This window comes from Aliivibrio friggae, from assembly GCF_057368515.1.
The window spans coordinates 1,156,656-1,168,981 of sequence record NZ_CM170649.1 but is presented as its reverse complement, the minus strand read 5'-3'; the positions used below and the strand labels follow the sequence as shown (position 1 = coordinate 1,168,981).

The following is a 12,326-nucleotide window of genomic DNA, read 5'->3' as shown; positions in this document are numbered from 1 at the left end:
AGGAGATATATGAACGTATTTAAAAAGAGTCAGTTAACGGTGTGCGTGTTATCCGCATTACCTATAATGGTGCTCGCAAAAAATACCGACAATTTACAGCAGTTGGATTCAGACAGTATGGGTATTTCAGTAGATGCCCATGAACAAACAGACAGCTCTCGCATCTATTTAGAGGAAGGGGCTATTTGGGCAAGTCGTGATATCACTAAATTTGATCCAGTATTGGATTTAAGCGTTAACGATGAAGTTGAAATTTCGGATGGCAGTTTAGTTAATTCAGTGAATTTTTCAGTTAACACAAACTACAGTTATTACATAAAAACGTGGCAGCTAGAAGTATATCGAGGCGCTGATCGCCATTTGTCAGAGCCTTTAGTGATAAAAAAAGGTGATACTTTAGCCAATAGCACCGATATTGAATGGGATGGTTCTACGGATGTGGATTATCAATTTAAGCTTGGCGAGCAATTATTGTTTAGACTTAAAGTGTGGGATAAAGATGGCAATATGGATGTTACCACTATTGGTGTGGTTGATTTAGTTCGTCCAGATAAAGATTTGTCGATAGATAAGAATGAAAATGATGAAGATAATGGTCGTCATTTTGGGAAGTCGACCCTAATGCGTCATAACATTCCAACCTCATCAGGATTGGCTAAATTTATTGGTACAGGACTAGATGGTGTTGATAAAGTTATTATTGGAGAAGATGAGTTTGATGTTACAGAAGGAAAACTTTACGCCGAAATATTCTTACCAACTGACGCTTATCGATTTCCTACGACGGTCGTATTTGACTCTGGTGAAGAGCGTCGTTTTTCATTGTACGCACGAATTCCTGACACCTACTATGCGCAAGCAGGTCTAGCTGATTTTTATGTCGGTGCAAATCGTGTTGGTGGTAGTGCTGGAGCACTAGAGGTTAATGACCAGTATGCTAAAGATATCTATAACCAAGGGCGTCTCGCCTATTTCGGGCAAGGTAAATTTGGAGATAAACTGCGCGTTGTTGCCCATGTCGATACTAAAGAAAGTGCCGTAAAAGACATGTTTAAAAATCCATTTGCAGCCAATGACAGTTCAACTGTTTTTGATATTGTCGATGGAGATGATGAGATGATGTATGGCAACTATGGCGATGGTGCGAATATCCAAAAAGTTGTCAATACCAAAGGTAAAGTGTATTTGGATGTTCAATATGATAAATCTCAATACCTATGGGGTAACTTTAATACAGGAATAACAGGAACAGATAACGGTGATTACAATCGAAGCCTTTATGGTTTTAGAGGGGATTATCGAACAAGAGAAACCACTATATATGGTGAAGACCGCTTAAATATTGTTGGTTTTGCATCACAAGCTGATTCTTTGTACTCACATGATGAATTTTTAGGTACTGGTGGTTCACTGTATTTCCTACAGCATGGTGAAGTACTTCCAGGCAGTGATAAAGTCATGATAAAAGTCATGAATAAAGACAGTGGTATTGTCGAGAAGGAACTTCCATTACAACCTGGTCGAGATTATGAAATTGATGAGTATCAAGGCCGAATTATTTTAACTCGTCCTTTATCTGATATTGTTTCAGACAGTTTTGGTTCGGTCATTGATGACTCTCCACGTGGTGGTTATGAGAATTACCTTTCAGTTGACTATGAATATGTTCCTCGCGGAAAAGATGCTCAAGATGCAATGGCTTATGGTGGCCGAGTTAAAGGTTGGGCGAACGATTATATTGGTATTGGTGCTACTTATATTACGGAAGAGAAAGACAGCCAAGATTACGAATTGTATTCAACAGACCTAACGCTTCGAGCAACAGAAGGTACCTATTTAAAAACGGAATTTGGTCATACGACAGGAACACAGGCAGACAGTAACTTTGTCTCTTTTGATGGCGGTTTGACTTTCACACCAATTTCATCAGGTAATACGGATGATCGTGAAGGTAATAATATACAAGTTCTTGGTGTAGCAAGTTTATATGACTTAGCGCCAGAATTATTTGGGGCAGTAGGTAATGACGTTAAAGCCTGGTACAAATCTAAAGATGCTGGTTACTCTTATGCAAGTCAAAGCGATGATTTAGAGCAAGAGTCTTACGGTACTGAAGTTCGCTTACAAGTGAGCGACCGTGTTCAAATATCTACACGTTTTACCTCGATGGAAGAGAAAGAGCTAGATGGCACCTTAGAAACAGACACAGAGCAAATTGAAGCTGAAGCGCAATTTTTGGTTACTGAACATATAAAACTGTCAGTGGCAGGTAAGCATATTCAAGAGCTGAATCAGCAAAAAGAATCAGGGACAGGATCACTGGCTGGAGCCAAAGCAGAATATTTGTGGGACAGCGAAAATAGCGTCTACATTAAGGGGCAAACTACTGTCGATGCGACGGATTCTTATGATGATAATGACAGCATCACTCTTGGTGCAGAAACCCGTGTTTTAGACGATTTAACGCTAGGTGGCGCGTATACCACGGGCAGTCGAGGTGATGCTGCAGAAGCAACGGTAAATTATGATGTAACTCAAGATTACTCGACTTATGTCACCTATGTTGATGATAATTATCAAGACCAGAATAACGTTATTTTAGGTCAGAGAGCAGCATTAACACAAACCGTCGATTTCTATCAAGAAAACCAATTTGTTAATGAGAATAATGGCAAAGGGCGCATTGATTCGTTTGGCTTTGATAATGAATTTACCGATGATATAGATATTGGTATTGCTTATCAACAAGGCGAAATTGAATACAATAATGATCCAGATAATAGCATTACTGGCATTGTTTATCGTAAGGCAGTGAGCTTTAATGTTAGTTTCGATCTCGATGATGTCTTATTGAAAAATAAGATCGAATACCGCGTAGATGAAACTGAAGAAACGAATGAAAAAATAGAGCAGTGGGTAACAACCAATAGTTACACTCACCACTTAACGGAAGAATACACTGTATTTGGTAAGTTTAATTATTCTCGCTCTGAAAATGAAACAAACAATGAAATGTTAGCGCGATTTATTGAATCAAGCATCGGCTTAGCCTACCGTCCTATTTATAACGACAAACTTAATCTGTTAGCACGCTATACCTACTTAGTTGATTTTGATAATTTAAATCGAGACGTAGAATATTCTGATGAAGAAAGCCACATCATCGAAACAGAAGCAATTTATTCGTGGGATGCGCATTGGGACTTTGGTGCTAAATACGCTTATAAAGATAAATACGAACGTTTTGACCGAGCTTCTGGTGCTACTGTTGATGTCAACAGCCAAATTTATCTGACGGGTCTTAGCGCTTCTTATCGTATTATGAAAAATTGGGATGTCACTGGGCAATATCATTGGAAGGTTGATACACAATATGACGAAATGGAAGACGGCGCATTAATTTCATTTAATAAACACCTAACAGATAACTTTAAAATGGGTATTGGTTATAACTTCTCTCGTTTTGATGACAATTTAACGAATGATGATGATTATGATGCAAGAGGGGTCTTTATTAACCTCATTGGCAAAATTTAAAGGAAGAGAAGATGAATAGAAAAAAACAATTACTGGTTGGGTTAAGTCTTCTTTCTTTATTTGGGTGCAGCACAGACACCTATGTTAGCCAAGAGAATATTGATAAATACGATGAACGAGTTCAAAAGTTTTTAATCGCAGAGTGTTTAGTTCCTCAACGAGAAATTCAAATTGGGGTGGCAGAGCATTTTGAATTTGATCAATCAGAAGTCATGGAAGCTGATTTTCCGTCACTGAATCAGTTTGTTCGTGATATAGAAAAGCTAAAAGGGCGAGTTGCTATTGTTGGTCATACGGATTACCAAGGATCAGTAAAATACAATGAGCAGTTATCACTTAGACGAGCAGAATCTATAAAAGCGTATTTACTACAAAATCTTAATGCTGACAATTATGAGTGGGAAATAAAATACTACGGTGAGAAAAAACCATTAGTTGAGGGCAAAACGCTAGAAGCAAACGCCGCTAACCGTCGTGCTTTCTTAGTGTTTGAGCAAACTGTCGAAAAAGAGACAAACCCTGCTTGTTTACCACCAGAGCCAAAGCGTAAAGTTTATGTCACGATGGCATCTCACTTTGATTTTGATAAATCGATATTAAAAGAAAAAGATAAGATTGAGTTAGACAAGTTAGGGTTAAAGCTAGAAGGGTTAACTGGACGAATTTTGATTGCGGGGCATACAGATTATCAAGGTTCTGTAAGTTATAACGAGAAACTAGCTAGAGAACGTTCAATTGCGGTTCAAGAGTACTTAAAAACGAGAGTAGATCCAACGCAGTTTGTATGGGAAGTAAAATCGTTTGGTGAAAATGACCCGATTATTGAAGAGCACTCTTTGAAAGCCAATGCCGAAAACCGTCGTGCATTTGTTGTTTTTAAAGAAGGCCCATTACCTGAAGAGAAGATTGAATCGTTGACAGAGAAAGAGTGATTTTTTATTAAAGGCTTTTCTAAGTAGCACTTACCTTAGAAATAAAATAATTAGGGAAGGGCATTCATTTATACAATGGACGCCCTTATTAAGTTACGCGGTCACGGTTACTTCATAAGACCCGAATTTACGAATATTAATCACACCCGTATCAAACAGTAAATATTGACCTTTTATGCCATTTAATACGCCAGTAACTTCAGGATTTTTATCAAAGTTATGGCTGATAATTTTGGTTGGAAATTCATTGACTGGGAATGTGATATCAAGAATATTCTCATCTAATAGTTCAACAGAATCTTCACCGTGTTCAACTTGAATTTTAGCGATGGTTTCTTCAACTTGTGGTAATAACTCTAATGCCGCTTCTTTTAAGGCTAGAGGCTCATTATTGCCTTTTAGCAGAGTGCGCCAATTGGTTTTGTCAGCGATTAATTTTGCTAATTCAATTTCAACTAATCCTGAAATTAAACGGTTCTTAACTTTAGCTATCGGTAACCCTTGTGTTGCACCTTGGTCAATCCAGCGCGTCGGGATTTGAGTATGGCGAGTAATACCCACTTTTATGCTCGACGTATTTGAAAGATAAACATAGTGGTCCACAAAACAGTTATCTTCACCCCATTGTGGCTCACGACAAGTCCCTTCTGCAAAATGACAAGTTTCAGGCTTCATGATGCACATGTCACAGCTTGCCAGTTTTTTCATACAAACAAAACAGTGGCCTTGAGAGTAACTTTTCTTTGTTTTTTTACCGCAAGAACAACAGAAAATATTGCCCGTATGCGTTAGTGTTAGTGTTTTACCAATGAGTGCGTTGAGTTCGACTTCTTCTTCACCAACAGGTAGGCGATATTGAACCGCACCGTCAAGCAGTGATGCGCGCATTTTTGCTAATGTTCCAGTAATTTGAATGCTCATAGACTTTTCTACTTTTCTTATAATTTAAGTTAGTTTTTTTATGCGTTAAGACTTTCTATCTGTTTGTGCATATTGTAGCAAGATAAACGACACTTATGCTATACTCCGCCGCATTAGACCAGAATGACTGGTTACCCATCAACAATACTCGAAATTGGAGTGCAGCTTTTGCAATTTAAAGATTTAGGTTTAGATAATCGCCTATTAAAAAATCTCGCTCACCAGAACATTAAAAAACCGACAGAAATTCAGCGTAAAGCTGTCCCTGTTGCGATGGCAGGTAAAGACATTCTTGCATCATCAAAAACAGGTTCAGGTAAAACGTTAGCGTTTGTCTTGCCAATGCTTCATAAATCACTGAAATCAAAATCGTTCTCTAAGAATGATCCTCGTGCAGTGATCTTGGCACCAACGCGTGAATTAGCAAAACAAGTATACACACACCTACGTAGCATGTTAGGTGGGTTAAGTTATGACGCTACCCTAATTACGGGTGGTGAAAACTTCAATGACCAAGTAAATGCACTGCGTAAATTCCCTAAATTTATCGTAGCAACACCAGGTCGTTTGGCTGATCACCTAGAACATCAATCTTTGTTCTTGAATGGTCTTGAAACCTTAATCCTTGATGAAGCAGACCGTATGCTTGATCTAGGCTTTGCTGAGCATCTTCAGAAGATCCATAAAGCAGCGAATCACCGTCGTCGTCAAACATTAATGTTCTCTGCAACATTAGACCATGATGCAGTGACTCAGTTTGCTGGTAATATGCTTGATAATCCTAAGTTTGTTTCTGTTGGTTTATCAACAGATGAACATACTGATATTACACAAAGCTTTTACTTGTGTGATCATTTAGATCATAAACAAGCTTTATTAGACAAAATCATTGAGACGGAAAAATACTTCCAAATCATGATTTTCACAGCTACTCGCGCTGATACTGATCGTCTAACTGAACTACTTAATGAGCGTAAGCTTAAAGCAGTAGCGCTAAGTGGTGACATGAACCAAACCGCTCGTAATAACATCATGAGTCAGTTTGAGCGTCGTGCACACAAAATTCTAGTTACGACGGACGTTGCTTCTCGTGGTTTAGATTTAACTAGCGTAACTCACGTTATCAACTTCGATATGCCAAAACATATGGAAGAATACGTTCACCGTGTTGGTCGTACTGGTCGTGCCGGCAAAAAAGGGACGGCAATTTCTTTAGTAGGACCAAAAGACTGGGAAAGCTTTAAGCGTATAGAAAACTTCCTGCAGAAAGAATTAACGTTCTCTGTATTTGAAGATCTAAAAGGCAAATTTAAAGGTCTTGTACCTAAGAAGAAACGTACGTTTGTTAAGAAAGGCGACGCTAAGAAAACGACAGCGAAACGTGGTTCTCACAAACCAAAAACAGCTAAGAAGCGTGATAACTCATTCCACACCAATGTAGCTGTGGGTGATCAAGTGTTTATGCCGAAGAAAAAACCAAAGACGTTGATTGTTGATGACGAGTAAGACTGATTTTTAAGTCTTTTTGTTTAAGAGAATAAAGTTTAAGGCAATAAAGCTTAAGACAATAAAAATGCCAAGTGAGTTATCTCACTTGGCATTTTTTATATTAAGTTATGCAGAATATAAGACTATAAATATTCACATAGATAAGCAGTTTCAAGGCTTACTTTTACATCAAAAGATGAATTACCTTCAACTGAGAAATCTTCACCAGAAACAAAAGTAACCCAATCAATATCGGTTGTACGTTTGATTTCAAGTGAGCCGCTGATAACTGTCATTTTCTCTGCAGCATTCGTTCCAAAAGTATAGTTACCAGGTAACATAACTCCAACAGAAATAGCATTGCCATTTTGGTCAAAACCGATAGATTTTACTTTGTCTTCAAAATAACTGTTTACACTTAGCATGATATAACCTTGTAATTAAAATCTATTAAACAATAGGTTATTAAAAGTGTTATTACAACAAATTATTGATGCAACGTTTATTTAACATAGCCTAGTGATTGAATTGTAGACGATGAATCATCCGAATTGATGTAAGTGATAAAATCTTTTGATTGTTGTGATAGCTGCTTGTTTTTGTACACAAATAAGAAAGGACGAGATAATGGGTATTTGTGTTCAATAATTGCTTTAGGTGATGGTAATACATTATCAATTTTAACAATTTGTAATTGAGCAAGATCACCAATAGACCCAGCAGAGACATAACCTATCGCGTGAGGGTTTCTAGCAACAATACTTTTCACCATGCTCGTACCATTTACCACAATCGCACTTGAACTAATATCTGACACCGTAAAAGAATTGATTTCTTTAGTTAATCCTAAGTTCTTTTCAAATGAGAAACGGGAGCCAGAAGCCAGTTCTCTTGTAATCACTGCTATTTTCTTATCTGCACCACCGACTTCTTTCCAATTTTTGATGTCACCATGATAAATTTTCCAAATATTGTCGGCAGACAAACTAGTAATTTTATTTTCAGGGTGAACAACAACAGCAATCGCATCATACGCAATAATCGTTGAGTTTAATGTTTCTTTTTCTTTATTGGAGAGTTGGCGAGAGCTAATTGCTAAATTTACCGTGTTATCAACCAGTAATTTAATACCAGCACTAGAACCAATGCTTTGTAAATCAATTTGAACTTGATTGGTATTATTGTATTTTTCAATAAAGGGTTCGAGTAGGTTAGAGACAGAAGTAGACCCGGCAATAACAGTATTCGAGTTTGCAGAATAAACAGATGAACAAAAAAGTAACCCTGTAACAAAAGTAGTGTAACTAAGCGCTTTTAACATAACCTAAATCCATAATGAAAAAAGGCATGATAAAGTGACAGTGTTACACCAATGTGACAGTTATGAGTGAATTGATTCTCTAAATTCTTTTGGTGTTAACCCATGAATAGATTTAAAGGTCGTGCTAAAGTGCGCCGCAGTTTTGAATCCCGTTTCATAAGCGATTTCTGTGATTGTTTTACGAGTGACTCTTAACTGAGTGGCTGCGTAATTGATGCGTTTTACTTTGACCAGATGAGCAAAAGAGAGCTTATCGGATTGTAATTTTCGCTTAAGTGTCGAGGATGACATACCTAGTTTAGGTGCAACAGTATCAATAGTAAGATCTGTTGAGATATTTTGTTCTACATAACGAATTAACTGTTGTGAGGTTGTCAGTACAGAGATTCGATGAATGAAAGCGATAAGATCTGGGAACTGATTAACCATTTCACTTAAGAGAGCCAGAATTAAAAATTCAACCGAAGCATCACAGGTATTATTTGATGATTGCTCTTTGATTAAGTTTAATAGTTTTACAATTGAGGTATCTTCAGGCGTAAAAATGAAGGACTCTCTAGCCGATGCTTGATAGCTTGTACTATTGGTATAAGTGATAAATTTTTGAAAAATAGAAACGTCAAATATTAAGGATTCTGCTTCAAAATTACCGCTTGTATTGATCATTTTTACATTAGAAATGTCACCAGAACTGTAAAGAAGAAAGTCACCAGCGTTGAGAATGATGTCTTCTCCTGACTTATCTCGATAGTGGAACTGACCAGATTTTACAATGTATACGCCATTGCGCTCTACAGGGTAACGGTCAGACTTACGTCTCGTTTGTGTATTGAACTGGCGTAACTCAGCTGGGGGCATAATGATTTCCTCTTATTTTTCTAGATTTAGTGTAAACTTACCTATTGAAAAATCAAGAGTATAGCCTCAAACTCTCAACATTTGAGTTCATACTAAGACTTGTATCAATTTAATGAGCGGTGCGTTATGGGTAGTCCACGTTTACGAAAGCAATTTGAAAAATTATATCAGCATTATCATCAAAGCACTTCAGGTGTTCAGATTGATGATATTGCTGATTTATTGTGCTGTACTCGTCGGAATACTCGAATGGTGCTCAAAAAAATGTCTGAGGAACAGTGGATAATATGGAGCCCAGCGGTTGGGAGAGGAAAAAGTTCAATACTTGAATTTACCTCAAGCCCTGAAACCGTATATGCACTACTTGCTCGAAAAAGCGTAGAAGAAGGGAAGCTTGATGTCGCTTTAGATATCCTAGAAGGTAATCAAGACGCCTTGTTAGATCTTATCCATAATGTGTTAGGTGTTTCCCATGAAAAGGGCAAACACGTTGTTAAACTGCCCTATTATCGACCTCTTAAAATTCTAAATCCAGTCATGGCAATAAGGCGCTCAGAGCAGCACCTTGTTCAACAGATATTTAATGGATTAACGCAATGGAACAAAAGAGGAGAGGTTGAAGGGGACATTGCTCATCACTGGGAAATGATCACTCCACAACATTGGCGTTTCTACCTACGACCAAGCATAAGTTTTCATGATGGTAAACTTTTAACCTTTGAAGACATTAAAGCGACCTTTTTAGCCCTTACTCCCAATTTTGTGTTTAATCATATTAATGACATATCCAGTCCAAGTCTTAACGTCATTGATTTTATATTAGACAAAAATGATCATTGTTTGCCGTCGAAACTTGCACAGTTTAACGCCAAAATCATTCCAGCATTAGCACATAATACACAAGAGTTTAACCGACTTCCTATTGGAACTGGACCGTATAAAATAAGTGAAAATACGGATAAAAAATTGATCCTCGTTGCTAATGAACATTATTTTGGTTACCGACCTTTAATTGATTCCGTTGAAGTGTGGGTTTTACCTGATATTGCGCCTATTCAATTGAAACTAGGCCTTGAAGTTTATGACGCGACTGAGCTATCACCTATCTCTTATGGTGAAAAAGTCGATGTAGATAGAGGGTGTAGCTATATTCTATTTAATAGAAGAACGGGGATCACAACCGATAAAAATTGGCTTTCGTACTTAACTCAAACCATCACACCTTTACTACTGTTAAATGAGCTACAAAACTCAAATATGAATGGCATTGGTTTATTTAATGCGTATGGATTATTACCAGGATTACAGCATTGTTTAAATAGACCTAGAGCAGAGTATGACTTACCAGAGAAAGGCAGTGTCGTAAATTTGGGCTATGAGAAAGAACATCCTCTTTACCCACTGTTAGGTAAAATCATCAAACAACGATTAGCTCAAGATGGAATTATTTTGAAGGTGCACCCATTAGATACGCTTGAGCTGCTTGATGATGAGAAAACGGCCAATATTGATATTTGGTTAAGAGGCATGAGTTTAGGGACGCAGTGTCCAGAGGCGTTATTGTCGTGGCTTTTTGCATTTGATGAAATTGAGCGTGTTATGCCAATCGTTGAATTTGAGTGCATCACAGCATTAATAGAAGAATGGCAATCAACCCCTCAGAGACATTTTCCAGTGAATGAAATCTGTCGATTCTTAGTAGATAGCGGTCAAATAACCCCACTGTTTCATGGCTGGATGGGAATAAGTGAAGACGCGAACAATAGCATTCAGAATGCATCTTGTAATGGATTAGGTTGGTTTGATTTCGATACGGTTTGGATAAAACCAGATCTTAAATCGTAGAGTCAGGCCGAAGTCAGTGTTATTTAAAGAGCCATTATTCTAAACTTAATGGCTCTAGTTATTGTCTTATTCGTTATGAAAATTACCTTAGGTTTTAAAGATAGAACGTTCGAATCGCTTGAGCTAACTTAGCTTTGGTATTTGAAGTGATAGGACAAGGAGAGTCTTTAGGTAAGACGTTAATTAATTCCGCGACAAGGCCATTTATAGGCACAGGTGAGACACCTTGCCATTCTTCAAGCAAATCTCTGTTTATATGCGATGGTATAGAACCTAGGGTGCCAATATCATTTTGATTGTGAACCAATAGACCGGCAGTGGTTCCTTTGTCTAGCGTCAGAACTTGATAGAAGTATAACGTGTGATAATCCAATTGTTGTTGTAACTGAGCATCAGTGGCTTGAGGTAAGTTAATTAAGTGCGAACTTAAAATGTGAGCATAGGTATCAATTACTTTTGTCACAAATTGTTTCGCAAAAATAGCCCCATCTTCTTCTACTGGATTAAACCCTTCTAAATAAAAATGACTTACACCTCTGCGTTTATTTAATGCAGGAATAGCAAAATAGTCATTACCAAGTTTTGTACCTTGTGCATAGTAGCTTTTCGCTGCAACTTTCAAGGTTTGATCAAAGTACTCTTTATCATCTTTATCAAAATGAGAAGGGTTTAGATCAGCCATAATGCGCCAATAACTTGAACCGTCTTTTAGCGTCGTCCAACTAAAATGCATATGGATTGATGGTAATAACGGATGCGCTGGATGAATAATTGTAGATAGGGCGGTTGCGCTATCGTATGACTTTTCTGGTTGATCTTCGTAATGGATTTGTGAAACGTTGATAGAGGCGCGATTAAATAGCCCACCTTCAAGTGCTTCAAAGCGCTTGCCACCACCGTGAACCCCTTCATCACGCAACCAATCTACGGGAATAAATTCAGTTGGGATAGAATGCAAATCACTGACTTTTGTAAGTTCAGTTTTAAAGTAGGATTGCACTTCAGAAAGTAAGTTGAGAACGTGTTTCGCTTGTGCATTTTGAGCGTAAATTCGCATGAGAAGACCTGTAGATAACAAAAAATCAAAAAGACGGAAAAATCGAATTAATTGAGTGTAAAATAAAGTACTTATAGATAGCAACTAGGGAACTTGAAATTAGAGATGGCAAAACCAAATAAAAAGGGCCCCACTAAAACGGTACAAATCTACTGTTCAAAATGCAGAACGCTACTGTATAAATACAGAAAAGGGGGCAAAGGTGCTTTGGTTAAATGCTTTATAGAACGAATCGTAGAAGATCACACGGTCACTCCTTGTGTATGTCCTGAGTGTAATAGCGTATTTGCACGAGAAGCTTTAGTTAGAGGAACTCCTGCTTTTAAGATGATAGGTGGAAAAGTGATGATGAAATGATTGAAATTAT

10 protein-coding genes are annotated in these 12,326 nt (G+C 37.6%); 5 read left to right on the top strand and 5 right to left on the bottom strand.

What is annotated here, in order from left to right; translation table 11 throughout:
• Nucleotides 1-9 precede the first annotated feature (9 nt).
• Together AC2INI_RS18805 and AC2INI_RS18800 are read left to right on the top strand one after the other, a co-directional pair.
• Nucleotides 10-3,537, top strand: a complete 3,528-nt coding sequence (locus AC2INI_RS18805) for a hypothetical protein (RefSeq protein WP_486306004.1) — start codon at nt 10-12, stop codon at nt 3,535-3,537.
• Between the two features lie 11 nt (nt 3,538-3,548).
• Nucleotides 3,549-4,469, top strand: coding sequence for an OmpA family protein (locus AC2INI_RS18800; protein WP_122033574.1), 921 nt, complete (start codon nt 3,549-3,551; stop codon nt 4,467-4,469).
• A 93-nt stretch (nt 4,470-4,562) separates the two neighbouring features.
• On the opposite strand, the gene AC2INI_RS18795 is transcribed toward AC2INI_RS18800, so the two are convergent.
• Nucleotides 4,563-5,390: a DUF2797 domain-containing protein gene (locus tag AC2INI_RS18795; protein WP_122033575.1), complete on the bottom strand. Its 828-nt coding sequence runs from the start codon at nt 5,388-5,390 to the stop codon at nt 4,563-4,565.
• Nucleotides 5,391-5,513: 123 nt separating this feature from the next.
• Here AC2INI_RS18795 and AC2INI_RS18790 point away from each other — a divergent pair, with 123 nt between their 5' ends.
• Entirely contained in the window at nt 5,514-6,896 is a 1,383-nt protein-coding gene (locus AC2INI_RS18790; RefSeq protein ID WP_486306003.1) for a DEAD/DEAH box helicase, read from the top strand.
• Nucleotides 6,897-7,021: 125 nt separating this feature from the next.
• Here AC2INI_RS18790 and ppnP read toward each other — a convergent pair whose 3' ends face one another.
• The 3 genes from ppnP to AC2INI_RS18775 all read right to left on the bottom strand — a co-directional run bounded on the left by ppnP (nt 7,022) and on the right by AC2INI_RS18775 (nt 9,057).
• Nucleotides 7,022-7,303 carry a pyrimidine/purine nucleoside phosphorylase gene (ppnP, locus tag AC2INI_RS18785; RefSeq protein WP_122033577.1) on the bottom strand — a complete coding sequence of 94 codons (282 nt, stop codon included), beginning with the start codon at nt 7,301-7,303 and terminating at the stop codon, nt 7,022-7,024.
• 77 nt (nt 7,304-7,380) lie between these two features.
• Nucleotides 7,381-8,199: a phosphate ABC transporter substrate-binding protein gene (locus tag AC2INI_RS18780; RefSeq protein WP_486306002.1), complete on the bottom strand. Its 819-nt coding sequence runs from the start codon at nt 8,197-8,199 to the stop codon at nt 7,381-7,383.
• Between the two features lie 60 nt (nt 8,200-8,259).
• Nucleotides 8,260-9,057 (bottom strand): helix-turn-helix domain-containing protein, encoded by a 798-nt coding sequence (locus AC2INI_RS18775; protein WP_122033579.1) that lies wholly within the window; start codon nt 9,055-9,057, stop codon nt 8,260-8,262.
• Nucleotides 9,058-9,183: 126 nt separating this feature from the next.
• Between AC2INI_RS18775 and AC2INI_RS18770 the strand changes: the two genes are divergently transcribed.
• Nucleotides 9,184-10,902, top strand: a complete 1,719-nt coding sequence (locus AC2INI_RS18770; RefSeq protein ID WP_486306001.1) for an SgrR family transcriptional regulator — start codon at nt 9,184-9,186, stop codon at nt 10,900-10,902.
• Nucleotides 10,903-10,996: 94 nt separating this feature from the next.
• Here AC2INI_RS18770 and AC2INI_RS18765 read toward each other — a convergent pair whose 3' ends face one another.
• Nucleotides 10,997-11,959: a coproporphyrinogen III oxidase gene (locus AC2INI_RS18765; protein WP_486306000.1), complete on the bottom strand. Its 963-nt coding sequence runs from the start codon at nt 11,957-11,959 to the stop codon at nt 10,997-10,999.
• A 105-nt stretch (nt 11,960-12,064) separates the two neighbouring features.
• Here AC2INI_RS18765 and AC2INI_RS18760 point away from each other — a divergent pair, with 105 nt between their 5' ends.
• Complete coding sequence (locus AC2INI_RS18760; protein WP_122033582.1) at nt 12,065-12,316, top strand: hypothetical protein; 252 nt, start codon at nt 12,065-12,067, stop codon at nt 12,314-12,316.
• The last annotated feature ends 10 nt before the right edge of the window (nt 12,317-12,326 follow it).